This is a genomic window from Sodalis sp. RH16 (assembly GCF_047324245.1).
Lineage (GTDB): Bacteria > Pseudomonadota > Gammaproteobacteria > Enterobacterales > Enterobacteriaceae > Acerihabitans > Acerihabitans ligni.
This window is the reverse complement of record NZ_CP178737.1, coordinates 2,803,163-2,828,296: the sequence shown is the minus strand read 5'-3', so window position 1 is coordinate 2,828,296 and position 25,134 is coordinate 2,803,163. Positions and strand designations below refer to the sequence as shown.

Below are 25,134 nucleotides of genomic sequence, written 5' to 3'. Positions count from 1 at the left end.
CCGTGTTAAAGGGAGACTGTGCTTGATGGGGTCGAAGCGGGCGTGGTATTACCGCCCGCCGGAGCGCCCCACAGCGCGCTAGACCCGCTATCATCGATCGTGCAACGAGCGCGTTGAAGGGAGACCGATCAGCAATAACCGTAATTCATCAACCGCTGGTAACGGCGATTCAATAACTCTTCTTCACTAAAGGTATCCAGTTCCCCCAGATCCGACAGCAGCTGCGCTTTCAGCGACGCGGCAATAGCCGGCACATCCCGATGCGCGCCGCCCAGAGGCTCCGGGACAATACTGTCAATCAGCTCCAGCTCCTTCAGACGCGAAGCAATGATGCCCATAGCCTCGGCGGCAACGGGCGCCTTATCCGCACTCTTCCATAATATGGAGGCGCAGCCTTCCGGCGAAATCACCGAATAGGTGCTGTATTGCAGCATGTTGACCTTATCCCCCACGCCGATAGCCAACGCGCCGCCGGACCCCCCCTCACCGATAACGGTGCAAATAACCGGAATTCGCAAACCCGACATTTCCCGCAGGTTATGGGCAATGGCTTCCGACTGTCCGCGCTCTTCCGCACCGACCCCCGGATACGCACCGGGGGTATCGATAAAGGTAAGCAGCGGCATCTTGAACCGGTCCGCCATTTCCATCAGGCGCAGGGCCTTGCGGTAGCCTTCCGGCGCCGGCATGCCGAAATTGCGGCGAATTTTCTCTTTGGTTTCACGCCCCTTTTGGTGACCGATAATCATCACCGGCCGCCCGTCGAGACGAGCCGTACCGCCGACAATGGCCTTATCGTCGGCATAAGCGCGATCCCCTGCGAGTTCATCAAAATCGCTGAAGACGTGCTGGATGTAATCCAGCGTATACGGCCGGCGGGGGTGCCGGGCCAACTGGGCAATTTGCCAGGCGCCCAGATCGGAAAAGATCTTGCGGGTCAGCTCTACGCTTTTCTCACGCAGTCTCTGGACTTCCTCATCCAGATTAATATCTAATTTTTCGTCTTGACGGCTGACTGCGGTCAGCGAGTCAATTTTCGCTTCCAGCTCTGCAATCGGCTGTTCAAAATCAAGAAAATTCAGACTCATATTATTCCTATATTAGTCAAATTCCAGTTCCACCTGCTCGTTGCCCACCAGAGTACGCAAATCATTCAGCAATCGGTCGGTCGGCGTGACACGCCATGTCGCGCCAAACCTTAACCTGGCACGAGCATCTTCACGTTGGTAATAAAGATGCACTGGAATCGTCCCCGATCGATGCGGTTCCAACGATAGGCGGAGACGGTTTAAAAGCTGGTCATCAATTTGCCTGTCGGTCAGCGATATAGCAAGCCCGCGGGCATATTTTTCACGCGCTTCGCTGATATCCATCAGTTCGCGGGCAGTCATTTTAAGGCCGCCGTTAAAGTCGTCAAAGCTGACCTGTCCCTGAGCTATCAGGATACGGTCTTTTTCCAGCAAATGCTGATATTTTTCCAAGGCATCGGTGAACAGCATGACATCCAAACGCCCGGAACGGTCGTCCAGTGTACAAACGCCGATGCGGTTGCCCCGTTTGGTCACCATGACACGGGCCGACAGCACCAGTCCCACCGCGGTGACCATTTTACCACGGTCGGTGGGATGCATATCCTTCAGGCGTAGGCCGCCGCCATAGCGCTCGATTTCCTTCAGATAGCGTGTGATGGGATGCCCGGTGAGGTAAAGCCCCAAGGTCTCCCGTTCACCGTCCAGCACCACATGTTCCGGCCAGGGCGGAACCGTACTGTAGGACGCTTCCACCGCTTCCGGCGCCTCAGCCAATACGCCGAACATATCCCCCTGCCCGATGGCTTCGGCTTTGGAGTGCTGCTCGGCTGCTTTCAGGGCATCCCCCAGGGAATTCATCAACGCCGCGCGATGGGGACCAAGCCGGTCGAAGGCGCCGGACATGATGAGTTTCTCCAGCATCCGGCGGTTAAGCTTTTTAATGTCGGTGCGGGCGCATAGATCAAACAGCTCTTTGAAATGGCCGTCCTGGTTGCGGGCGTCGATAATGGCCTCAATCGGCCCTTCCCCCACCCCTTTGATGGCGCCGATGCCATAGACGATTTCCCCTTCGTCATTGACGTGGAAATGGTACAGCCCGCTGTTGATGTCCGGCGGCAATACCTTGAGTCCCATGCGCCAGCATTCGTCCACCAGTCCCACCACCTTTTCCGTATTGTCCATATCGGCGGTCATGACCGCCGCCATGAACTCGGCCGGATAGTGCGCCTTTAGCCATAGCGTCTGGTAGGAAACCAGCGCATAGGCGGCGGAGTGGGATTTGTTAAAACCGTAACCGGCGAACTTTTCCACCAGATCGAAGATATGCATCGCCAGTTCGCCGTCGACGCCGATACTTTCCGCCCCGGCCTTGAACACCGATCGCTGCTTGGCCATCTCCTCCGGTTTCTTTTTACCCATGGCCCGGCGCAGCATATCCGCTCCCCCAAGAGTATATCCCGCCAACACTTGGGCGATCTGCATCACCTGTTCCTGGTACAGGATAATGCCGTAGGTGGGCTCCAGTACCGGCCGCAGGGATTCGTGCTGCCATTCGATATCCGGATAGGAGAGCGCTTCGCGGCCGTGCTTACGGTCGATAAAGTTATCCACCATGCCGGACTGCAGCGGTCCGGGACGGAACAACGCCACCAGGGCTATCATGTCTTCAAAGCAGTCAGGCTGCAGGCGCTTGATAAGATCCTTCATGCCGCGGGATTCCAGCTGGAATACCGCGGTGGTTTCCGAACGCTGCAGCATGTCGAAGCTTTTTTTATCATCCAGCGGAATGGCGGCGATATCCACCGGCGGCAGGCCCTGCTTGCCGCGCCGGGCGTTGATCATCTCCAACGCCCAGTTGATGATGGTCAGGGTGCGCAGGCCCAGGAAGTCAAACTTCACCAGCCCGGTATATTCCACATCGTTTTTATCAAACTGGGTGACCGGATGATTGCCCTCGGCATCGCAATAAAGCGGCGCGAAATCGGTAATCTTGGTGGGGGAAATAACCACGCCGCCGGCATGTTTACCGGCGTTGCGGGTGACCCCCTCCAGCTTGCGCGCCATATCGATGAGCGCCTTGACCTCTTCGTCGGCGTCATAAATGGCCTGCAGCTGCGGCTCGGCGACAAAAGCCTTTTCCAGCGTCATGCCCGGATCGGGCGGCACCAGCTTAGAGATACGATCCACAAAACCGTAGGGATGGCCCAGCACCCGGCCGACGTCGCGGATAACCGCTTTGGCCGCCATGGTGCCGAAGGTGATAATCTGGGACACCGCGTCCCGCCCGTAGGTTTCCGCCACGTGATCTATCACCAGATCCCGCTTCTCCATGCAAAAATCCACATCGAAGTCAGGCATGGAGACACGTTCGGGATTCAGGAACCGTTCAAACAGCAAATCGAACGCCAGGGGATCCAGATCGGTGATTTTCAGCGAATAGGCCACCACCGATCCGGCGCCCGAGCCGCGTCCCGGACCGACCGGCACGCCGTTATCCTTGGACCACTGGATAAACTCCATCACAATCAGGAAGTAGCCGGGGAACCCCATCTGGTTGATAACCTGCAGTTCCCGCTCCAGCCGCTCGTCATAAGGCGTCCGTTTTTCCAGGCGCTCCTGCGGATCGGGGAACAGAAACGCCAGCCGCTCTTCAAGCCCTTCGTGAGCGCGGGCCACCAGAAAGTCTTCGGTGGACATATCGCCGGTGGGGAACTGCGGCAGAAAATATTCCCCCAGACGGATAGTGACGTTACAGCGCTTGGCGATTTCAACGCTGTTTTCCAGCGCTTCCGGCAGGTCGGCGAACAGCTCGCACATTTGCTCTTCGCTGCGCATAAACTGCTGGGCGCTGTAATGACGCGGCCGTTTGGGGTCGTCCAAAGTAAAGCCGTCATGGATCGCCACGCGGATTTCATGAGCATCGAAATCTTCCTCGGCGATGAAACGCACGTCATTGGTGGCCACCACCGGCAATTTATGTTCAATGGCGACGGCCACCGCGGCGTGCAGATAGGTCTCTTCATCAGGGCGGCCGGTACGTATCAGTTCAAGATAGTATCGATTGGGAAAATACTGCTGATAGAATTCCAGGCACTGCTCCACCTGCGGTTTGTTGCCGCGCAGCAGGAACTTGCCCACGTCGCCTTTGCGGGCTCCCGAGAGCAATAGCAGCCCCTCGTTCCGGTTCATCAGCCAATCCCGGTCGATAATCGGACCGGCAGGCCCATAGCCCCGCTGATAGGCTTCGGAAACCAGCAGCGTCAGGTTTTGATAGCCGGTGTTGTCGGTGGCCAGAATGGTCAGTTCCGCCAGCTCTTCACCCAGCATGTCGCTTTGCACCAGAACATCCGCGCCGACGATGGGTTTGATACCCGCACCGTGGGCGCTGCCATAAAATTTCACCAATCCGCACAGGTTGGTGAAATCGGTGATGGCCAGCGCGGGCATGTTGAGGGCCGCGGCTTTTTTAACCAACGGGCCGACTTTCGCCAACCCGTCTATCATGGAGTAATCGCTGTGCACCCGCAGGTGAATGAAACGGGGTTCGGTCATTATCCTGCCACCAAAGGTTGATTATACCCGTCATGCTTCAGGTTGCAGGTGCGTTGGCTTTCCTGCACCTTGAATTATTGGGGGTATTTTAATTTATGGGCCTACAAACCGCACGGCATAATGAAATTTCATCACAGTCCCAGCACCCGCTTCACCGGGCCGAAACTTCGCCGATGATGCGCCGTCGCTCCCAGCAGCGCCAGTTTTTCCAGATGATACGCGGTGGGGTAGCCTTTATGTTGAGCAAAACCGTATTCGGGAAACTCCAGATCCAATTCCGCCATTTCACGATCTCGCGACACTTTGGCCATAATCGATGCGGCGCTGATTTCCGCCACCAGGTTATCCCCTTTCACCACCGCCAGGGACGGCATGGGCAACAGCGGACAGCGATTACCGTCGATCAAGACATAATCCGGCGTCAGCGACAACCCCTGTATCGCCCGCTGCATGGCCAGCAGCGTAGCGTGAAAGATGTTCAGCCGATCGATTTCCACCGCTTCGGCGCGGCCCAGGCTCCAGGCCAGGGCCTTGTCGCTGATTTCATCGTAAAGCGACAGGCGGCGTTTCTCACTGAGTTTTTTTGAATCCGCCAGTCCGCGAATAGGACGGGCGGGATCAAGGATCACCGCGGCGGTCACCACCGCCCCCACCAGCGGGCCGCGTCCCACTTCATCGACGCCGGCGATGCAGCTGGCTATGGGGTATATAAACAATTCGGTCATCGTTTTATGAATTTCATCACCGCCTGGGCGGCCTGTTCGTCGGCATTGCAGCGAATACTCTGATGCAGGGCCAAAAAGGTTTCTTTCAGCTCCCGGCTGCGGGCGTCGTTGTTCAACAGAGGCAGCAGCGCCGCCGCCAGCTTGTCCGGCACGCACTCTTCCTGGAGCAGTTCTGTCACCAATTCCCGGCCGGCCAACAGATTGGGCAGGGAAACGTAGGGCGTTTTCACCAGCCGGCGGGCCAGCCAGAAGGTCAGCGGTTTCATGCGATAGCCCACCACCATCGGGCATTTGGCCAACATGCACTCCAGGGCGGCGGTGCCCGAAGCCAGTAACGCGGCGTCGGCGGCTATCATAGCTTCCCGCGCCTGGCCGTCCAGTAAATGTACCCTAAGATCCGGGGCGACCCGCGCTTTGATTTTTTCGAACTGTTCGCGTCGGCGGGCGTTTACCAGCGGCACCAGAATTTCAAGATCGGGGAAATGGCGGCTGAGCAATTGGGCGGTATGCAGGAAGTCGGCGCTGAGCATCTCCACCTCGGCGCTGCGGCTGCCCGGCAGCAGCGCCAGACAGCGGGCCGCAACGGGAATATCCAGGCTCTGCCGCGCCGCGGCTTTGTCGGGCACCAGGGGCATGGCGTCCGCCAGGGTGTGGCCGATAAACTGGCAGGGGACGTTGAAACGATCGTAGAAGGCTTTCTCAAAAGGCAAAAACGCCAGCACATTGTCGGTAGCGCGGCCGATTTTGAATACCCGCTTCTGGCGCCAGGCCCACACCGAGGGGCTGACGTAATGAATGGTATGAATGCCGCGCCGCTTCAAGCGGCCTTCCAGGGTGATATTAAAATCGGGGGCGTCAATGCCGACAAACACATCCGGCATCAACGCGCTGAAACGCCGGGTCAGGTCACGGCGGATCTTCAGCAAACGCGGCAAGCGTTCCACCACTTCCACCACACCCATCACCGCCAGCTCTTCCATTTCATACCAGGCCTCGCACCCCTCGGCCAGCATGCGCGGCCCGGCCACGCCGACAAAACGGGCGTCGGGCAAGTGCCGCCGGAGGGCACGAATCAATCCCGCGCCGAGGGTATCCCCTGACGCCTCTCCGGCCACCAGGCCGATAACCACGGAAGGCGCGGGCATAATCAGCGGATGATGCCCCGCTGTGAACGGGCAAGGAATTCGGTAAATGCGCCTACCGACGGATGCTCTGCCGCCATCGCCTCGAGTTCCGGCTTGATTTCTTCCAAGGTCTTGCCGCTGCGGTAGATCAGTTTGTAGGCGGCCCGAATGGCTTGCAGCGCTTCTTTGTCGAAACCGCGTCGCTTGAGCCCTTCGATATTAAGGCCGAATGGCGTGGCATGGTTGCCCTGGGCTATCAAATAGGGCGGGACGTCCTGGGCGACGCCGGAACATCCCCCCACCATCACATGGGCGCCGATGGAGCAGAACTGATGCACCGCGGTCATGCCGCCTATAATGGCGTAATCATCAATGGAGACATGGCCCCCGAGGGTGGCGTTGTTCGCCAGAATACAGTGATTGGCCACGCGGCAGTCATGGGCGATGTGGGTATTGACCATCAGCAGATTATCATCGCCGACCCGAGTCACTTCACCGCCTTGCACGGTACCGCGATGGATAGTCACGCTTTCGCGGATCCGATTGCGGTTGCCGATTTCCACCCTGGTGGGTTCACCGGCATATTTCAGGTCCTGATTCACCTCTCCGAGGGTGGCGAACTGATAGATCTGGTTTTCTTCACCGATCCGGGTGATGCCGTTGATGACCACATGGGATTTCAGCACCGTACCGGCACCGATTTCCACCTGCGGACCGACAACACAAAAGGGACCTATGTGAACGCCGGCATGAATTATGGCACCGTCTTCAACGATGGAGCTGGGATGGATAAAGGCGGATTGATCAATCACGTTATCAGGACTCCCGACGTCGGGCGCACATCATTGACGCTTCGCAGGCAATTTCGCCGTCTACTTTGGCAACTCCCTGAAAACGAGCAACTCCGCGGCGCTCTTTGATAAATTCAACCTCGAGGATCATCTGATCGCCGGGCTGAACCGGACGTTTGAAACGAGCGTTATCCACTGCTGCAAAATAGTATAGTTCACCGGGTTCCAATTTACCGACGCTCTTGAATGCCAGTATTCCCGTAGCCTGAGCCATCGCTTCGAGAATCAGCACGCCGGGGAAAATAGGCTTACCGGGGAAATGCCCCTGAAAAAACGGCTCATTGTATGAGACATTTTTTACCGCGCGCAAAAATTTCCCTTTTTCAAAATCCAGCACGCGATCCACGAGCAGAAATGGAAAGCGGTGGGGCAATAATTCCAATATCTCTTCTATTTCAAGAGTATGTGTGTCAGTAGTCAAAATACTCTTCCTGTCTGAAAAAAAACGATGGCAGTAACAACACGGCCTGCAATAACCCGATTAAGGGTACGTTAGCAGGCCGCAAATAAAAAATGTTTTCGTCAGGCCTAAAGGCCTGAACGCACATTATCAGCTCAGTTGGCGAAGGCGGTTAGTCTTTTGCTGATTTTCGCTCGATAGCTTTTAATCGCTTGCTCATCTCGCTGATATTCATGACCAGCGCTGCGGTCTTTCGCCAAACTTTATTGGGCTGCAATGGAATCCCCGAAGAGTATACGCCGGGTTCGGTGATAGGTCTCATCACCATTCCCATACCGGTGATGGTCACCTTGTCACAAATTTCCATATGGCCGTTAATGACGCTGGCGCCGCCAATCATGCAATAACGACCGATTGTCAGGCTGCCGGCCATGATAACACCGCCGGCTACCGCCGTATTGTCGCCGATAACAACGTTATGTGCGATCTGGCACTGATTATCGATGATGACGCCATTACCTATAACGGTATCATCCAGGGCGCCGCGATCGATGGTGGTACAGGCGCCGATTTCAACCCTGTCGCCCACGACAACCGTGCCCAACTGGGGAATTTTGATCCAGGTACCGCGATCGTTGGCATAACCGAAACCATCGGCGCCGATAACCGTCCCGGACTGTATCAGGCAGCGTTCGCCGATACGGACTTCATGATATACGGTGACATTGGCCCATAACCTTGTGCCTGTCCCGATTTTGCTATTTTTACCAATAAAGCAGCCCGGGCCGATAACCACGTTATCCCCAAGGATGACGCCGGATTCAATAACCGCATTAGCGCCGACGGCTACCTGTTTGCCCAATCGCGCGTCGGGGGATATGACCGCGCTGGCGGCGATATCTTGTGCCGGAGCCGGCGTGGTATCCATCAGTTGCGCCATGCGGGCATAGGTCAGGTAGGGATTTTTCACTACCAGCGCGGCGCATTGGCAATACGGCAGATCGTCGGCGGAAAGCACTACGGCCGAGGCATGGGAGGTGGAAAGTTTTTCGCGAAAGCGGCTGTCGGCCAGAAAAGTGATTTGGCCGGCGGTGGCGGAATCCATGGAAGCAATGCCGGTGATGACGATATCGCCATCACCGTGCAATTGTGCATCCAACTGCTGCGCTAAATCAGCAAGTCGAATTGAAGGCATGACTTATTTGACCTGTTTCAACACGTCGGCAGTAATGTCTTGCGAAGCGCCGGCATACGCCACGGCGTTGGTATCGATAACGATATCATAGCCTTGTTTGCTGGCAACGGTTTTCACCGCATCCTGAATACGGCTCAGGATTTTATTGCGTTCTTCTGCCTGACGGCGGCGGTTATCCTGCTCAAAAGCCTGGGCTTTGGCGGAGAAATCTTCACGCTGCGCCATGACGTCTTTTTCCATCCGGCTGCGATCGCTGGCCTTCATGGTAGAACCGTCACGTTGCAGACGTTGCATTTTACTTTGCAGGTCCTTTTCCTGAGCTTGCAGATCCGCAGCGCGGCCCTTGAACTCATTTTCAAGCTGCGCAGCTACAGTAGCGCGCTGAGGCAATTGCTGAAAAATACTCGCAATATTGACGACAGCAATTTTATCAGCAGCTTGCACGCTGGCTGAGGCAGCCAATGCTAATCCGAGGCCCGCGGCATACAACCACTTTTTCACTATAAACTCCTTAACCCTACATGTATGTTTAAAATCATTTCAAATCGACGCAATACTACCACGTTTTACCAATATTAAACTGGAACTGCTCGGCTTTGTCGCCTTCTTGCTTTTTAACCGGCTGGGCATAGGAGAATACCAGCGGCCCCAGCGGGGACATCCACTGCAGGGCAAAACCGCTGGATACGCGGATATTGCCCGGATCGCTGTAGTCCGGCACGCCGGCGGCGCGGGTCTGCGCGGTATTCTGCCAGGCGGTATCCCATACCGTGCCGCTGTCCACGAAGAACGAGGTACGGATGGAGTTGGCGTATTTCGCGCTGACGAACGGCGTCGGCACGATCAGTTCCGCGCTTAACAGCGCCATGGCGTTACCACCCACCGCGTCGCTGGATTTATCCAACGGGCAGGTGCTGTAGGAGGTGGCCCCGGCGGCGCAATTATAATAAATGGCTTTCGGCCCGATGGTATTGGACCGGAAACCACGCACCGTGGTGGAACCGCCGGCGAAGAAGTTATCGTAGAACGGCACTTCCATGCCGCCCAGGCCATCGGCATAACCGGCGCGGCCCCGGCCCATCAGCACCCAGCTGCCGGAATCGGTGAGCGGCAGGTAGCTGGTGGTGTCGAAGGTCACTTTATAATATTTGTTGTCGGAACCCGGAACGGTAATTTTGCCGTTCAGGCTGGCGGTGGTACCGGACGTCGGGAAGTATCCCCGGTCGAGGTTGTTATAGCTCCACCCGGTGTTGAAGAAGAAGTCGTCGGTGCTGAAATCGGAGTCGCTGGTTTCATTTTCCCCCACTACGATTGGAGGGTGAATGCCGTTGGAATTCAGATAACGCCACATGGCTATCTGGGGTTCCATGTTCGACAGGTCATTGTGGACATAATTGACGCCCACGTTCAGTGAATGGGTGTCACTGATGGGGAAGCCCAGCGTAGAGCCGATACCGTAGCTCTTATTGGTATAATCCGACAGATCGGCGTCATCCGCCTTAAAGTCGTTATAGAAAATACGACCGCCCAGGCTCACGCCGTCGACGGTGAAGAACGGATCGGTAAGGGAAAGCTCGGCATAGGTCTGATAGTCGTTCTTGGTACCGCTGATGCCCACCGAATTACCGGTACCCAGCCAGTTGTCCTGCTGTATGCCGAACTGGAAGCTGACGCCGCTCTCGGTGCCGAAACCGATACCGAAGTTGATGCTGCCGGTGTTACGCTCTTTGACTTTGTAAACCACGTCAACCTGATCATCGGTGCCTGGCACCCGCTGGGTGTCCACATCGACGGTTTCAAAATAGCCGAGCCGGTTCAAACGCTCCTTGCCCTGATCCACCAGATTGCTGCCCAGCCAGGCGCCTTCCATCTGGCGCATCTGACGGCGCAAGACTTCGTCCTTGGTGATGTCGTTGCCTTCGAACCGTATGCGCCGGACGTAGTAGCGGTTACCCGCGTCGACGTTGATATGGAGCTTCACGGTCTTGGCGGCGTCGTCTATCTCGGGCTGCGTCACCACGCGGGGATAGGCATAGCCGTAGCGACCCAGCAGCTGCTTGATGTCGCTTTCCATTTTGGTGACTTTGGCGCCGCTGTATAAATCGCCGGGTTTAACCGTGGCAATGGCGTCGATTTCAGCGGAATGGCCTGCCAGATTGCCGTTCACCACCGTACCGGCCAGCGTATACTGCGCGCCTTCGGTAATGTTCAGGGTGATATAGATGCCTTTTTTGTCCGGCGTCAGACTGACCTGGGTGGAATCGATACTAAAGCGCGCATAGCCGCGATCCAGGTAGAAACTGCGCAGGGTTTCAAGGTCGCCCGCCAGCTTTTGCTTCTCGTATTTGCGATCCCCCACCACGTTCCACCACGGCACTTCGTCCCGCAGCTGGAACCGGGATACCAGCTCATCGGTAGTGAAGGCATGGTTGCCGACAATATTGATCTGCTGGATTTTGGCCGACAGGCCTTCGGTAAAGACAAACTTCAAGTCCACCCGGTTTCGAGGCAACGGCGTCACCACGGCTTTCACCGTCGCGCTGTACTTACCGGCGCTGTAATAGAAATCCTCAAGCCCCTTCTCGATATTGGAGATGGTGGTGCGATCCAGCGCTTCGCCGACGCGGACCCCTTGGGCGTCAAGATTCTGCTTGAGCTGTTCTTCTTTCACCGCTTTATTGCCGGAAAAGGTGATGCTGGCAATGGAGGGGCGCTCCTTGACCTGAACAACCAGCGTATCTCCATCACGCAGCACCCGGACATCCTCAAAGTTTCCGGTGGCGAATAAGGCGCGGATAGTATTGCCGATATCTTCATCACTGGCCGTGTCTCCGACACGTACCGGCATACTGAGTAACGCCGCACCGACGGCGACTCGTTGCAGTCCTTCGAAATGAATGTCCTTCACTACGAACCCGTCTGCACCGTATACGGTGGCGCTGCTAAGAAGCAGCGACGCTATGAGCAACTTTTTCATCGCCATCGTGGTTATGCGTTCTTCCTAACATAATCCCCGGCGCTAGAGCCGGGAGAAATCATTGAAAAGGGCAAGTCCCATTAACAACACCAGCAAAATCGAACCGATGCGGTAACTGAAATCCTGCACTCGCTCGGAAACCGGCCCACCCTTAAGCTTTTCAATCGCCAGGAAGAGCAAGTGACCACCATCTAACACCGGTAACGGGAAAAGATTAATGATACCCAGGTTGACGCTTATCAGCGCCAGGAACATCAGGTAGTACACCAAACCATATTCCGCCGACATCCCCGCGCCCTGGGCTATGGAAATCGGCCCGCTCAGGTTATTCAGCTTCACATCCCCCGTCACCAGTTTACCCAGCATACCGACGGTCAACTTCATCAGTTGCCAGGTTTTGTCGCCAGCCTGATAAACCGCGGGAATCAGGCCGTACTGGCGTATCGTTTTATACTCCTCGGGCAGCGGTATCACCTGTGGCACCACGCCCGCAAAACCTTCCACCTCGCCTCTACCCACCGTTTTTTCATCGGGAATCAGGGTAATCGGCAACGTTTCTCCCCGCCTTTCTACTTCCAGCAGCAGCGGCTGGCCGGGTTTGTCGCGCACCTGCATGACAAAATCCTGCCAGCGCACCAGCGGACGACTATCGACTTTAACGATCCTGTCGCCTGCTTGCAAACCGGCTTTTTCCGCCGCGGACGCTTTTTGGACTTCCGCCAACACCGGTTCTATGCGCGGACCGCGGGGAATAATCCCCAGCGCGATAATCGGATCCTGCTTATCCGGCTCGAATTTCCAGTCACGCAAATCGAGCGTTTTTCTCTCCACCTGGGAGGAACCGAACGGGGCAACGCCCACCGTGGCCTGGCTATCGCCTATTTTACCAATCAATTCTAAACGAACCGAATCCCAGTCAGGCGTTTCGATGCCGTCAACCGACTTTAGTTCCATGCCCGGTGAAATTTCCGCCTGCGCGACGATGGAATCAGGGGTGACTTCGCCGATAACCGGACGAAAACTCGGCACACCGATAATAAACACCAGCCAATAGGCAAACACCGCGAAAATAAAATTGGCGATGGGTCCCGCACTGATGATGGCGGCGCGCTGCCACACCTTTTTATGGTTGAAGGCCTCATGACGGCGTTCCGGGGGCACGGTATCCACCCGTTCGTCGAGCATTTTTACATATCCCCCCAGGGGGATGGCCGCAATAACATACTCGGTGCCACGGCGATCCGTCCATCGCCACAGGGCGCGGCCAAAACCGATGGAGAAGCGCTCCACCGTGACGCCGCACCGGCGCGCCACCCAGAAATGGCCGAACTCATGCACCGTAATCAATATGCCCAGTGCAATGATAAATGCAGCGAGACTCCAGAGAAAATGCAACATGATAACTCCTGGCCCCTCGATTAAATAGCTCTGAAAATCAGCAGCATCAAACAGGCGAAAACCGGCACCGCGGCGGTCAGGCTATCGATGCGATCCAAAATGCCGCCGTGCCCCGGAATCAATTGGCCGCTGTCCTTGATGCCAGCTTCACGTTTGAACATGCTTTCCGTCAAATCCCCCAGCACCGAGGCCAGCACGGCGATGACCGAGCACAGCAGCAGGCTCAGCGGAGCGGCTTCCAGCGGCGCGTACTTGCCGAACAGCCAGGACAGCACCGCCGAGGTCAGCAGGCCGCCCGCCAGGCCCTCCCAGGTTTTGCCGGGGGAAACCCTGGGCGCCAGTTTATGCTTGCCCAACGCCCGGCCGAACAGGTAGGCGCCGGAATCCGCGCCCCAAACCAGCAGCATGACATAGAGCAGCCACCAGGCGCCGATAAAATGATTAAGCGTATACTGATGCTGGCGCAGCGCCAGCATGCCCCAGAAAAAAGGCACGATGGTCAGAATACCGAATAACAGCCGCAGGGTGCTTGAGCGGCGCCACAAAGCCGCGGATTGCGGATAGCACAATACCAGCACCAGGGCGGCCAGCCACCAGACCAGCGAGGCGCCCAGCGCGTATTCCACCTGCCAGGCCGAGGTAAAGGGATGGTAATCGGGAATGGTCAGCATCATCAGCGCCAGCAGCAAGCCGCACAAGATTGCCAGCCAGATCCGCTGGCTGCGGGTCGCCAAACCCGCGAACTGCCCCCACTCCCAAGCGGCCAGCATGCATACCGCCAGGGTAACCAGCGCAAATCCCACCGGAGGCAGCAAAAAGAGCGCGGCAATAACGATCGGAATCAAAATAAAGGCGGTAATCAAGCGAGACTTCAGCAAAAATCCTCCCTAGGACGCGTCGGCATCATTAGGTGTTGTTCTCCCGAAACGCCGCTCGCGTTGAGCAAATGCATTCAGCGCACCTTCAAAAACGTTTTCATCAAAATCCGGCCACAGCACATCGGTAAAATAGAGTTCGGCATAGGCTATCTGCCATAACAGAAAATTACTGATGCGGTGTTCGCCGCCGGTACGGATCACCAGATCCACCGGCGACAGTTCGTTTAAGCAGACGTACTGGCACAGCGCATCCTCATCAATCTGGTCCGGACGCAAAATTCCTTCCTGCACTTTTTCAGCCAGCTTTTTCACGCTCTGAATGATATCCCAACGGCCACCATAATTCGCGGCAATATTTAACGTCAGCCCATCGTTATTGTGCGTTAGCGCCTCGGAGCGACGAATCCGCTCCTGCAGACGAAGGCCGAAACGGCTGGTATCGCCGATAATACGTAAGCGTACGTTATGCTTATGCAGGCTTTTCACTTCGCTGTCCAACGCCCTGACAAACAATTCCATCAGAGCGGAGACTTCCTGCATCGGCCGATTCCAGTTCTCGCTGCTGAACGCATAGAGCGTCAGCGCATCGAAATGATGGCTGACAGCGAAGCTGACCGCGCGCCGGACCGATTTCACTCCCGCTTTATGGCCGAAGATACGTAACTTTCCGCGATTCTTCGCCCAGCGACCGTTGCCATCCATAATGATGGCCACATGCCGTGGAACGGATGATAGCGGAACAGTAGCCTCTTGCTGATTTTCGGACGACATAACGCTTACGTATTTCCTCAATAAGAATATACCCGCCATACTTCAAATTGCCGGTGCGTTGACCATTCCGCAATTCGAATTCTTTTGGGTATTCACCCGTCTTTCCGGAACAAAAGGCCCCGAATATGCAAAAAAAACCGTGCGCTCACACGGCTCGCTCCTGACCTTTAGCCAGCCAGCCGTCATCCCAGGAGAGAGGTGGCGCTGACTATAACATTTCGACAGCGGCGGAACAAATCAGGCAAGCGCTCCGGGGAAAACACGTCAATGCATTAACATCCTGATTTCACGCTCCGCGTTGCTGCGCGCCTCCAGATCGATGGCCAATACGTCTTCGATGCTGTGGGGCTCGGTCAGAGCCGTGCCTTCCAGCACGTTACGGTTTAATGCCGCGATATCGGTAAATCCGATGCCGCCCTGCAAAAAAGCAGCGACCGCCACTTCATTGGCGGCATTCAGCGTCGTGGTGGCCGCCTGGCCGAGATCGGACGCAAGGATGGCCAGCTGCAAACAAGGGTAGCGCGCGTAGTCCGGGCGGTCGAATGTCAATTGGCCGATGCGGTGGAAATCAAGGGCTTCCACCCCGGCGACCACCCGCTGGGGATAAGCCATGGCATGGGCTATGGGCGTACGCATATCCGGCGAGCCCAGCTGTGCCAGCACGCTGCCGTCGCGATAACGAACCATGGAATGAATTACCGATTGCGGATGCAATATCACTTCCATTTGCTCCGCCGAGGCGTTGAATAACCAGCGTGCTTCAATATATTCCAGTCCTTTGTTCATCATCGTCGCCGAGTCCACCGAGATTTTGCGTCCCATTGACCAGTTAGGATGAGCACAGGCCTGATCCGGCGTTTTGGCCGCCAAATCCGCCAGCGGGGTTTCTCTGAAAGGACCGCCGGAACCGGTAAGGATGATGCGGGAGACGCCATGATCTTCCAGTGAAGAGTAACCTAACTGGCGCTGGATTGGTTCAGGTAAACTCTGAAAAATCGCGTTATGTTCGCTGTCCACCGGCAAAAGCTGCGCATTGCTGCGCCGCGCTTCGTTCATGAATAGCCGACCGCAGGTCACCAGCGCCTCTTTGTTTGCCAACAATACGCTCTTCCCGGCGCGCAGCGCCGCCAGGGTCGGCATTAAACCGGCGGCGCCGACGATAGCCGCCATCACCTGATCCACCCCGTCCAGCTTCGCCAGTTCGCAGGCGGCATCGGCGCCCGCCATCACTTCCGTGGTTGCCCCGGCGTCGTGCAGGCGCCTTTTTAACTCCCGCGCCGACGCCTCGTCGGCCATGCAGGCATAGGCGGGACGGAAGGCCAGGCATTGTTCGGTCATTATGTCGACATTTTTGCCGGCCACCAGCGCGCGGACGGTGAATTTATCGGGATTTTGTTTAATTACGGCCAGCGTATTGGTGCCAACGGAACCGGTAGAACCAAGAATCGTCAAATGCCTCATGAGGTACTCTGAAAACCGCAAGTCAAAGGAATGATGGAAGCACAGTAGTCTGAAACGTTGCGCAACATTTGTCTATGACGTTACCGACAAAAAAAAACCGTAGCGGCAGATCCCGCGGGATCTGCCGCTACGGCCGAGCTTAGCGCCGGTAGGTTAAATTTCCATTAATTCGGCTTCTTTCTCGGCCAGCGCGCTGTCGACTTTTTTAATAAACGCATCGGTAAGCTTCTGGATATCGTCCTGCGAACGCCGATCCTCGTCTTCGCTGATGACTTTATCCTTCAGCATAGCCTTCACTTTTTCATTGGCGTCGCGGCGCACGTTGCGCACCGAGACCCTGCCCTGCTCTGCTTCGGACCGGACAACCTTGATCAGGTCGCGGCGGCGTTCCTCGGTCAAAGCCGGCAGCGGAACACGGATCACGGTACCGGCGGACGAAGGATTCAATCCCAGATCGGACGCCATGATCGCTTTTTCCACCGCGGGGGCCAGCGAGCGGTCGAATACCGTTATGGCCAGCGTGCGGGAGTCTTCGGCTACCACGTTAGCCAACTGGCGCAACGGTGTCGCCGTACCGTAATACTCAACGTGAATGCCATCAAGCAGGCCCGGGGAGGCGCGGCCGGTACGGATTTTGCTAATGTGGTTTTTGAATGCCTCGACGCATTTTTCCATACGCATTTCGGCATCTTTGCGAATTTCATTAATCACGTTGCGAACCCTTGGAAACGAGTTATCCGGGCGGGCTTAAGCGTATGCCAAGCCCATGATAGTCAACACCCGCGGCGGCAGGTCCTGACATTAGGCATTTCGCCCTCTCCTATCTATACCCGTCATACTTCAAGTTGCAGGCGCGTTGGCTTTCCAGCAGCTCGACGTATTTAAGGTATACAGCATAATACTGTTTTTTTACCGCTACAGCTTTCATCTTTCGATGTGCAAATCTATGGAGTACATGCCGCTATTTGCAGATGAGCGTACCTTCCTTTTCGCCCATCACGACACGCCGAAGCGCACCCGGCTTGTTCATATTAAATACCCTGATAGGGATATTATGATCACGGGCAAGGGTAAAGGCCGCCAAATCCATCACCTTGAGCTCCTGCTCCAGAACATCCTGGTAGCTGAGCTGTTCATACAGTGTAGCATCGGGATTTTTCACCGGATCGGCGGAAAAAACGCCGTCCACCTTGGTGGCTTTCAGCACGACATCGGCTTCGATTTCGATACCGCGCAGGCAGGCGGCTGAATCCGTGGTAAAAAAAGGATTGCCGGTACCGGCGGCGAAAATCACTACCCGATTGTTTCGCAGCAGGCTGATGGCTTCAGCCCAGCTGTAGTTATCGCAAACGCCGTTCAGCGGAATAGCCGACATCAGGCGGGCATTGACATAGGCGCGATGAAGCGCATCGCGCATCGCCAATCCGTTCATCACCGTCGCCAGCATGCCCATATGGTCGCCCACGACGCGATTCATGCCGGCCTGGGCCAATCCCGCGCCGCGGAACAGATTGCCGCCGCCGATCACCACCCCGACCTGAATGCCCAACTCCACCAGTTCCTTCACTTCCTGGGCCATGCGGTCCAGAACGCTCGCGTCGATACCGAAACCTTCCGCGCCTTGCAAGGCTTCGCCACTCAATTTAAGCAGGATACGCTGGTAGACGGGTTTCGCATTGGTTGCCATTTTTCTGTTCCTAAAGCAGCGATAACAAGATGAGAGGATTTGACTTCCATACCGCATTCGGCTGGTTAGATGCGGCACAAGTCGCCTGACTTTTTGTTAAAAACCAACTTGCTGACAAACGCCATCGGCGCCACGGGGGCCACCGATGGATTCAGGGCATAAAGACAGCTTGCCCGGTCCGAGCCCGCGACAGCGGTTCGGACCGGCTTATTAAGACTGTTTGCTCATGGCGGCGACTTCAGCGGCAAAGTCCACTTCCGCTTTTTCGATGCCTTCGCCCACTTCAAAACGGATAAAGCCCGTCACGCCGGCTTTATGCTCTTGCAGCAATTGGCCGACGGTCTTGTTAGGATCCATGACGAAGTGTTGACCGGTAAGGGAGATTTCGCCGGTGAATTTGCGCATACGGCCTTCCACCATTTTTTCGGCGATTTCACGAGGCTTGCCGGACTGCATGGCGATATCCAGCTGAATCTGGTGCTCACGCGCCACAACGTCGGCCGGCACATCTTCGGCATTGACATATTCGGGTTTGCTGGCGGCGATATGCATGGCCACATGCTTCACCAGCTCATCGTCGGCGCCGCTGGCGGCAACCAGAACGCCGATACGGGCGCCATGGAGGTATGAACCCAGCACGTCCCCTTCCAGCGCGGCCACGCGGCGGATATTGATATGTTCACCGATCTTGGCCACCATCGCGGCGCGCTGATCTTCGAATTTGGCTTTCAGCGCTTCAATATCGGTAATGCGATCCGCCAGGGCGGCGCTCACCACTTCGTCGCCGAAGGCTTTGAATCCGCCGTCTTTGGCCACGAAATCGGTTTCACAGTTGAGTTCAACGATAACGCCGTATTTTCCGTCCTGAGCGATTTTCGTCAGGATCACGCCTTCGGCGGCGACACGGCCGGCTTTCTTAGCCGCCTTTGCCTGACCGGATTTACGCATGTTATCGATAGCCAGCTCGATATCGCCCTGCGCTTCAACCAGGGCTTTCTTACATTCCATCATGCCTGCGCCGGTACGTTCGCGCAGTTCTTTAACCAGGGCGGCGGTAATATCAGCCATTATTTTTTCCTCGTTATCCCGTGGCGGGATAGGTAAAAAAGAGGGCCTGAAGACAGGCCCTCTAACCAACATAGTTTAAACTTGGTTAATAAGGGCTCAAAAAGAGCATGCCTTATTATTCAGTTTCCACAAAGCTTTCTTCGGCCTGTTCAACCAAATCCTGCGAGCGGCCTTCGCGAACGGCGGTGGACACGGCGCTCAGGTAGAGATTGATGGCACGGATGGCATCGTCGTTACCCGGGATGATGAAATCAACGCCGTCCGGATCAGAGTTGGTATCCACCACGGAGAACACCGGAATGCCCAGGTTGTTGGCTTCTTTGATAGCGATGTGTTCGTGTTCCGCATCGATAACAAACAGCGCGTCAGGCAACCCGCCCATGTCCTTGATACCGCCCAGGCTGTTTTCCAGCTTGTCCAGTTCGCGAGTGCGCATCAGCGCCTCTTTCTTGGTCAGCTTTTCGAAAGTGCCGTCCTGGGACTGGGTTTCCAGATCCTTCAAACGCTTGATGGATTGACGAACCGTTTTCCAGTTGGTCAACATCCCGCCTAACCAGCGATGATTCACGAAGAATTGATCGCAGCTGTTGGCCGCTTCTTTTACCGCTTCACTTGCCGCGCGCTTGGTGCCGACAAAGAGGATTTTGCCTTTGCGGGAGGCAATCTTGTTCAGCTCGGCCAGGGCGTCGTTGAACATCGGTACGGTTTGCTCAAGGTTGATGATGTGAACTTTATTACGCGCACCAAAAATGAAGGGTTTCATTTTCGGATTCCAGTAACGGGTCTGGTGGCCGAAATGCACACCGGCCTTGAGCATGTCACGCATGGAAACAGTTGCCATGATTAAACCTCTATAGATAGTTTGGGGTTATGCCTCCACGTATCCCATGCGGCCGACCCCGCCATCCAGGCCAAGGCACCCCGGCACATGTGCCGATACGTGTGTGTAATAACACTTAGGTATAGTTGATCTGAACGGCGCATAAGACCAAAATACTCTACGCCGATCGTCGGCGCGCTTTATACCATAATCCGCGCCGAGACTCCACCATTTGTTCACAGACGGCGCCGCGCCAAATGATAATTTGGCAGTCCACGGCTTGGCTGATAACATTATCCTTTATTTTATTGTAATCATAAATCGTCGACATACACGCCGACTGCGGATCTATTCATGGCTATTCCCATTAAAAATTCAGACGATATAGCAAAAATGCGCGTTGCCGGCCGTCTGGCCGCCGAAGTGCTGGAAATCATCGAACCTTATGTTGTGCCGGGAGTCAGCACCGGGGAATTGGATCGGCTCTGCCATCAGCATATCACCGAGCATCAGCACGCCATTTCCGCAAGCCTTAACTATCACGGCTTTCCCAAATCGGTTTGTATTTCGGTGAACGAAGTGGTTTGCCACGGAATTCCCTCGGATGAAAAAAAGCTGAAAGACGGCGATATCATCAATATCGATGTTACGGTCATCAAAGACGGTTTCCATGGCGATACCTCGAAAATGTACCTCGTGGGCAAACCCACCATCCTCGGCGAGCGCCTGTGCCGAATCACCCAGGAGAGCCTCTATCTGGCCATCAAGATGGTGAAGCCGGGCATTCGCCTGCGCAGCCTGGGCAAGGCCATCCAGAAATTCGTCGAGGCGGAGGGGTTTTCCGTGGTGCGGGAGTACTGCGGCCACGGCATCGGCCAAGGCTTCCATGAAGAGCCGCAAGTGCTGCATTATGATGCCGATGACGGCGGCGTAGTGCTGCAGCCGGGCATGGCGTTCACCATCGAACCCATGGTCAACGCGGGTGACTACCGCATCCGCACCATGAAAGACGGCTGGACGGTAAAAACCAAGGATCGCAGCTTGTCGGCGCAATATGAACATACTATTGTGGTAACGGATAACGGATGCGAAATTATGACCTTGCGCAGCGACGATACCCTGCCCACGGTTATCACGCACCCGGCCTGAGCGCCGGTCCGGCTTTTTTGCGACGCGGGCCGCTACCGCAGCGGGCCCGGAGCTGAAGCGGCGGGCTTAATCAGTACCCCGGGGCGGGCCACCGGCGGCAGTTGCCGACCCCCGTTCCCCGGCACAGACCTACTACTCGTGCGGTAACGCCGGGGTTGGGCTGCCCCCACCACGGACTTACCGGCTTTATCATGGGCCTTATATGCCGGACAAAATCCTTCAGTACGCCGCCCCTCCCGTCGACAGCGCGTTGCCTGTCAAACCCGCATCGCCGTTGACCTGGCCCGATGAGGCGCTGAATCGCGCATTTCTCAAGGACCGGCTGGATGATTTCCATGCCTGGCTGGCGGATGCCTTCAACGCCGGCGTTCCGGCGGAGACGCTCATTGACGCCCGTGCCCTTTATATCGATCAGCTGCTGCGGCAGCTTTGGCGCTTTCACGGTTTCGACGCGGCGCCGGAAACCGCGCTGGTGGCGGTGGGCGGCTATGGACGCGCCGAACTGCATCCGTTATCCGATATCGATGTACTGGTATTGAGCCAGAACCCTCTTACCGCCGGGCAGGCGCAGCATATCAGCGAATTGCTGACGCTGTTGTGGGATTTGAAACTGGAAGTGGGCCAAAGCGTTCGCAGCATCGACCAATGCCTGCAGGAGGGCAAGGCCGATCTGACCATCGCCACCAATCTTATCGAGTCCCGGCTGATCTGCGGCGATGTGGCGCTGTTCCTAAAATTGCAAAAGAGCATTTTCAGCGAGGATTTCTGGCCCTCGAGCCAATTTTTCCCCGCCAAGCTGGCGGAGCAGGAGGAGCGCCACCAGCGCTACCACGGCACCAGTTACAACCTGGAGCCGGATATCAAAAGCAGTCCCGGTGGTTTGCGGGACATCCATACGCTGTTATGGGTGGCCCATCGCCATTTCGGCGCCACTTCCCTGGACGAAATGGTGGGGTTTGGTTTTTTGACCCAGGCGGAGCGCGATGAGCTCAACGAATGCCAGAGTTTCCTGTGGCGTATTCGTTTTGCGCTGCATCTGGCCATCAGCCGCTATGATAATCGTCTGTTGTTCGACCGGCAGCAAAGCGTGGCGCAGATACTGCGCTATCGCGGCGAGGGCAATGTGCCGGTGGAACGCATGATGAAGGATTTTTTCCGCGTCACCCGCCGCGTCAGCGAACTCAATCAGATGCTGCTGCAGTTGTTCGATGAGGCTATCCTGGCCCTGGCGCCCGATGAAAAACCGCAGCCGCTGGACGATGACTTCCAGCTGCGCGGCGATCTCATCGATTTACGGGACGAAACCCTGTTCGCCCGCCAGCCTGAAGCGATACTGCGTATGTTCTACCGCATGGTGCAGCATCAGAACATCTCAGGCATCTATTCCTCCACCCTTCGCCAACTGCGCTACGCCCGCCGCCATCTCGACGGCCCGCTGTGCAATATACCCGAGGCCAGGCAGCTTTTCATGGCTATCCTGCGCCACCCGGGGGCGGTCAAGCATGCCTTGCTGCCCATGCACCGGCACAGCGTGCTGTGGGCCTACATGCCGCAGTGGGGCAATATCGTCGGTCAGATGCAGTTCGACCTGTTCCACGCCTATACCGTGGATGAGCATACCATCCAGGTCCTGATGAAGCTGGAGACTTTCGCCGATGAGCGCGAGCGGCCCAGGCATCCGCTGTGCGTGGAGCTGTTTCCCCGGCTGGCGCACCCCCACCTGTTATTGCTGGCGGCGCTGTTTCACGATATCGCCAAAGGGCGCGGCGGCGATCACTCCACCCTGGGCGCCAAGGATGCGATGGAATTCGCCGAGCTGCACGGCCTGCATTCCCGGGAAGCGCAGCTGGTGGCCTGGCTGGTGCGGTTCCATCTGGTCATGTCGGTAACGGCCCAGCGGCGCGATATCCAGGATCCGGCGGTAGTGCAGCACTTTGCCGCCGAAGTGCAGACGGAAAGCCGGCTGCACTATTTGCTTTGCCTGACGGTGGCCGATATATGCGCCACCAATGAAACCCTGTGGAACAGCTGGAAACAAAGCCTGCTGCGCGAACTCTTTTTCGCCACGGAAAAACAGCTGCGGCGCGGCATGCAGAATATGCCGGACATGCGCGCGCGCATCCGGCACCACCGTTCGCAGGCTCTAGCGCTGCTGCGCATGGAAAACGTCGACGAAGAGGCGCTGCATCGCCTCTGGAGCCGTTGCCGCGCGGATTATTTCCTGCGCCACTCCCCCAATCAGCTGACCTGGCACGCCCGCCATCTGCTGGAACACCATAGCGACCAGCCCCTGGTGCTCATCAGCCCCCAGGCTACCCGCGGCGGTACGGAAATATTCATCTGGAGCCAGGATCGTCCTTACCTGTTCGCCGCCGTGGCGGGGGAATTGGACCGGCGCAACCTGAGCGTCCACGACGCGCAGATTTTCACCAATCGCGACGGCATGGCCATGGACACCTTTGTGGTGCTTGAGCCGGACGGCAGCCCGCTGGCGCCGGATCGCCACAGCATCATTCGCCAGGCGCTGCTGCAAACGCTGCAGCCCGGCAAATACCAGCATCCGCGCTCACGGCGCCCCTCCCCCAAACTCCGTCACTTCTTTGTGCCTACCGTGGTGGATTTCCTGCCGGGGCACTCGGACCGGCGCAGTTATCTAGAATTGACGGCGCTGGACCAGCCCGGCCTGCTGGCCCGGGTCAGCGAGGTGTTCGTGGATTTGGGCGTATCGCTCCACGGCGCCCGGATTTCCACCATCGGCGAACGGGTGGAGGACCTGTTTATCCTGGCCGGCAGCGACCGGCGCGCATTGAGCCGGGAGATCCGTGAGGAATTGCAGCGGCAGCTGACGGAGGCTCTCACCCCGAACGAAAAAGTATGATACAAGTGATGATGGGTATAATTTATTTCATTCGACAAGATACGGGACACAGATAGGATGCAGCAATTACAACAGATCATTGAAAACGCCTTTGAGCGCCGCGGGGACATCACGCCGACAACGGCGGACAGCGTTACCCGCGACGCGGTTAACCAGGTTATCGCCCGTCTTGATAGCGGTACGTTGCGGGTGGCGGAAAAAATCAATGGTGAATGGATAACCCATCAATGGTTGAAAAAAGCGGTATTGCTGTCATTTCGCATCAGCGACAACCAGCTTATGGACGGAGCGGAAACGCGTTACTTCGATAAAGTGCCGATGAAGTTCGCCGGTTACGATCAGGCGCGCTTCCAGCGGGAAGGTTTCAGGGTAGTGCCCCCCGCCACCGTCCGCCAGGGCGCGTTTATCGCCCGCAATACCGTGTTGATGCCCTCTTATGTCAATATCGGCGCCTATGTCGACGAAGGCACCATGGTTGATACCTGGGCGACCGTGGGATCCTGCGCGCAAATCGGCAAGAATGTCCATTTGTCCGGCGGCGTCGGCATCGGCGGCGTACTTGAGCCGTTACAGGCCAATCCCACCATTATTGAAGATAACTGCTTTATCGGCGCGCGCTCCGAGGTCGTGGAAGGGGTAATCGTGGAAACCGGCTCGGTAATTTCCATGGGGGTTTTTATCGGCCAAAGCACCAAGATTTACGATAGGGAAACCGGCGAGGTGCATTATGGACGCGTTCCGGCCGGTTCCGTGGTGGTCTCCGGCAATCTGCCTTCCAAAGACGGGCGCTATAGCCTGTATTGTGCGGTCATCGTCAAAAAAGTCGACGAGAAGACCCGCGGTAAGGTGGGTATCAATGAGTTATTACGGACGATAGACTAATATCTTTATTGGCGAATGCGCTTCCCGCGCGGCCCCCATGGATAGAGAGCCGGCTGTAATGTAAGCCGTTTATCACACTCTATACCCGATTGATTTCTTGCTGCGGCAAGGCTTCAGCAAGATATACCCTAAATACTTCGAGTTGCAGGAAGGCGGCGACACAGCGAATCCCCAGGAGCTTACTCAAGTAAGCGACTGGGGTAAGCGAGGACAAATCTGCCGGGAGCAGATTTGAACGCTGCATGCAGCGGCCCCGAAGGGGCGAGGCCCATGGAGGGGCCGAGTAT

The 25,134-nt window shown here is 56.6% G+C and carries 20 protein-coding genes; 3 read left to right on the top strand and 17 right to left on the bottom strand.

Going from position 1 to position 25,134, the window contains the following annotated elements; genetic code table 11:
* Positions 1 to 128 precede the first annotated feature (128 nt).
* From accA to rpsB, 17 genes are all read right to left on the bottom strand, one after another.
* Complete coding sequence (gene accA, locus ACL2XJ_RS13000) at positions 129 to 1,088, bottom strand: acetyl-CoA carboxylase carboxyl transferase subunit alpha (RefSeq protein ID WP_203522661.1); 960 nt, start codon at positions 1,086 to 1,088, stop codon at positions 129 to 131.
* A 12-nt stretch (positions 1,089 to 1,100) separates the two neighbouring features.
* Positions 1,101 to 4,583 carry a DNA polymerase III subunit alpha gene (gene dnaE, locus ACL2XJ_RS12995; protein ID WP_413726700.1) on the bottom strand — a complete coding sequence of 1,161 codons (3,483 nt, stop codon included), beginning with the start codon at positions 4,581 to 4,583 and terminating at the stop codon, positions 1,101 to 1,103.
* A gap of 131 nt (positions 4,584 to 4,714) precedes the next feature.
* The gene (gene rnhB, locus ACL2XJ_RS12990; RefSeq protein WP_413726699.1) at positions 4,715 to 5,308 is read right to left on the bottom strand and encodes a ribonuclease HII; all 594 of its coding nucleotides are present in this window, start codon (positions 5,306 to 5,308) and stop codon (positions 4,715 to 4,717) included.
* Positions 5,305 to 6,453, bottom strand: a complete 1,149-nt coding sequence (lpxB, locus tag ACL2XJ_RS12985; RefSeq protein WP_132923219.1) for a lipid-A-disaccharide synthase — start codon at positions 6,451 to 6,453, stop codon at positions 5,305 to 5,307. The genes rnhB and lpxB overlap by 4 nt, the downstream gene beginning before the upstream one ends.
* A gap of 2 nt (positions 6,454 to 6,455) precedes the next feature.
* Positions 6,456 to 7,244, bottom strand: coding sequence for an acyl-ACP--UDP-N-acetylglucosamine O-acyltransferase (lpxA, locus tag ACL2XJ_RS12980; RefSeq protein ID WP_413726698.1), 789 nt, complete (start codon positions 7,242 to 7,244; stop codon positions 6,456 to 6,458).
* 4 nt (positions 7,245 to 7,248) lie between these two features.
* On the bottom strand, positions 7,249 to 7,704 hold the full coding sequence (fabZ, locus tag ACL2XJ_RS12975) for a 3-hydroxyacyl-ACP dehydratase FabZ (RefSeq protein WP_132923221.1): 456 nt from the start codon (positions 7,702 to 7,704) through the stop codon (positions 7,249 to 7,251).
* Between the two features lie 151 nt (positions 7,705 to 7,855).
* Positions 7,856 to 8,878, bottom strand: a complete 1,023-nt coding sequence (gene lpxD / locus ACL2XJ_RS12970) for a UDP-3-O-(3-hydroxymyristoyl)glucosamine N-acyltransferase (protein ID WP_413726697.1) — start codon at positions 8,876 to 8,878, stop codon at positions 7,856 to 7,858.
* A 3-nt stretch (positions 8,879 to 8,881) separates the two neighbouring features.
* Positions 8,882 to 9,379, bottom strand: coding sequence for a molecular chaperone Skp (gene skp / locus ACL2XJ_RS12965; RefSeq protein WP_132923223.1), 498 nt, complete (start codon positions 9,377 to 9,379; stop codon positions 8,882 to 8,884).
* A gap of 55 nt (positions 9,380 to 9,434) precedes the next feature.
* Entirely contained in the window at positions 9,435 to 11,861 is a 2,427-nt protein-coding gene (bamA, locus tag ACL2XJ_RS12960) for an outer membrane protein assembly factor BamA (protein WP_413726696.1), read from the bottom strand.
* 36 nt (positions 11,862 to 11,897) lie between these two features.
* The gene (gene rseP / locus ACL2XJ_RS12955; protein ID WP_203522666.1) at positions 11,898 to 13,253 is read right to left on the bottom strand and encodes a sigma E protease regulator RseP; all 1,356 of its coding nucleotides are present in this window, start codon (positions 13,251 to 13,253) and stop codon (positions 11,898 to 11,900) included.
* A gap of 20 nt (positions 13,254 to 13,273) precedes the next feature.
* Complete coding sequence (cdsA, locus tag ACL2XJ_RS12950; RefSeq protein WP_413726695.1) at positions 13,274 to 14,131, bottom strand: phosphatidate cytidylyltransferase; 858 nt, start codon at positions 14,129 to 14,131, stop codon at positions 13,274 to 13,276.
* A gap of 9 nt (positions 14,132 to 14,140) precedes the next feature.
* Positions 14,141 to 14,902: a (2E,6E)-farnesyl-diphosphate-specific ditrans,polycis-undecaprenyl-diphosphate synthase gene (gene ispU, locus ACL2XJ_RS12945; protein WP_413726694.1), complete on the bottom strand. Its 762-nt coding sequence runs from the start codon at positions 14,900 to 14,902 to the stop codon at positions 14,141 to 14,143.
* Between the two features lie 264 nt (positions 14,903 to 15,166).
* Positions 15,167 to 16,363, bottom strand: a complete 1,197-nt coding sequence (ispC, locus tag ACL2XJ_RS12940; protein WP_413726693.1) for a 1-deoxy-D-xylulose-5-phosphate reductoisomerase — start codon at positions 16,361 to 16,363, stop codon at positions 15,167 to 15,169.
* Positions 16,364 to 16,516: 153 nt separating this feature from the next.
* Entirely contained in the window at positions 16,517 to 17,074 is a 558-nt protein-coding gene (gene frr, locus ACL2XJ_RS12935; protein WP_132923229.1) for a ribosome recycling factor, read from the bottom strand.
* 250 nt (positions 17,075 to 17,324) lie between these two features.
* Positions 17,325 to 18,050 (bottom strand): UMP kinase, encoded by a 726-nt coding sequence (pyrH, locus tag ACL2XJ_RS12930; RefSeq protein WP_132923230.1) that lies wholly within the window; start codon positions 18,048 to 18,050, stop codon positions 17,325 to 17,327.
* A gap of 210 nt (positions 18,051 to 18,260) precedes the next feature.
* Positions 18,261 to 19,118: a translation elongation factor Ts gene (gene tsf, locus ACL2XJ_RS12925; RefSeq protein WP_132923231.1), complete on the bottom strand. Its 858-nt coding sequence runs from the start codon at positions 19,116 to 19,118 to the stop codon at positions 18,261 to 18,263.
* Positions 19,119 to 19,233: 115 nt separating this feature from the next.
* A complete protein-coding gene (gene rpsB, locus ACL2XJ_RS12920) occupies positions 19,234 to 19,959 on the bottom strand; it encodes a 30S ribosomal protein S2 (protein WP_132923232.1) in 726 nt (241 codons plus the stop codon).
* A gap of 333 nt (positions 19,960 to 20,292) precedes the next feature.
* Here rpsB and map point away from each other — a divergent pair, with 333 nt between their 5' ends.
* From map to dapD, 3 genes are all read left to right on the top strand, one after another.
* Positions 20,293 to 21,087, top strand: coding sequence for a type I methionyl aminopeptidase (gene map, locus ACL2XJ_RS12915; protein ID WP_413726692.1), 795 nt, complete (start codon positions 20,293 to 20,295; stop codon positions 21,085 to 21,087).
* Between the two features lie 202 nt (positions 21,088 to 21,289).
* Positions 21,290 to 23,965, top strand: coding sequence for a bifunctional uridylyltransferase/uridylyl-removing protein GlnD (glnD, locus tag ACL2XJ_RS12910; RefSeq protein ID WP_413726691.1), 2,676 nt, complete (start codon positions 21,290 to 21,292; stop codon positions 23,963 to 23,965).
* 57 nt (positions 23,966 to 24,022) lie between these two features.
* Positions 24,023 to 24,847, top strand: coding sequence for a 2,3,4,5-tetrahydropyridine-2,6-dicarboxylate N-succinyltransferase (dapD, locus tag ACL2XJ_RS12905; RefSeq protein WP_203522671.1), 825 nt, complete (start codon positions 24,023 to 24,025; stop codon positions 24,845 to 24,847).
* The last annotated feature ends 287 nt before the right edge of the window (positions 24,848 to 25,134 follow it).

What these genes read in the sequence shown, in the direction of transcription:
- accA (WP_203522661.1), bottom strand. Translation starts at nt 1,088, where the DNA reads ATGAGTCTGAATTTTCTTGATTTTGAACAGCCGATTGCAGAGCTGGAA.
- dnaE (WP_413726700.1), bottom strand. Translation starts at nt 4,583, where the DNA reads ATGACCGAACCCCGTTTCATTCACCTGCGGGTGCACAGCGATTACTCC.
- rnhB (WP_413726699.1), bottom strand. Translation starts at nt 5,308, where the DNA reads ATGACCGAATTGTTTATATACCCCATAGCCAGCTGCATCGCCGGCGTC.
- lpxB (WP_132923219.1), bottom strand. Translation starts at nt 6,453, where the DNA reads ATGCCCGCGCCTTCCGTGGTTATCGGCCTGGTGGCCGGAGAGGCGTCA.
- lpxD (WP_413726697.1), bottom strand. Translation starts at nt 8,878, where the DNA reads ATGCCTTCAATTCGACTTGCTGATTTAGCGCAGCAGTTGGATGCACAA.
- bamA (WP_413726696.1), bottom strand. Translation starts at nt 11,861, where the DNA reads ATGGCGATGAAAAAGTTGCTCATAGCGTCGCTGCTTCTTAGCAGCGCC.
- rseP (WP_203522666.1), bottom strand. Translation starts at nt 13,253, where the DNA reads ATGTTGCATTTTCTCTGGAGTCTCGCTGCATTTATCATTGCACTGGGC.
- ispU (WP_413726694.1), bottom strand. Translation starts at nt 14,902, where the DNA reads ATGTCGTCCGAAAATCAGCAAGAGGCTACTGTTCCGCTATCATCCGTT.
- ispC (WP_413726693.1), bottom strand. Translation starts at nt 16,363, where the DNA reads ATGAGGCATTTGACGATTCTTGGTTCTACCGGTTCCGTTGGCACCAAT.
- pyrH (WP_132923230.1), bottom strand. Translation starts at nt 18,050, where the DNA reads ATGGCAACCAATGCGAAACCCGTCTACCAGCGTATCCTGCTTAAATTG.
- tsf (WP_132923231.1), bottom strand. Translation starts at nt 19,118, where the DNA reads ATGGCTGATATTACCGCCGCCCTGGTTAAAGAACTGCGCGAACGTACC.
- rpsB (WP_132923232.1), bottom strand. Translation starts at nt 19,959, where the DNA reads ATGGCAACTGTTTCCATGCGTGACATGCTCAAGGCCGGTGTGCATTTC.
- map (WP_413726692.1), top strand. Translation starts at nt 20,293, where the DNA reads ATGGCTATTCCCATTAAAAATTCAGACGATATAGCAAAAATGCGCGTT.
- glnD (WP_413726691.1), top strand. Translation starts at nt 21,290, where the DNA reads ATGCCGGACAAAATCCTTCAGTACGCCGCCCCTCCCGTCGACAGCGCG.
- dapD (WP_203522671.1), top strand. Translation starts at nt 24,023, where the DNA reads ATGCAGCAATTACAACAGATCATTGAAAACGCCTTTGAGCGCCGCGGG.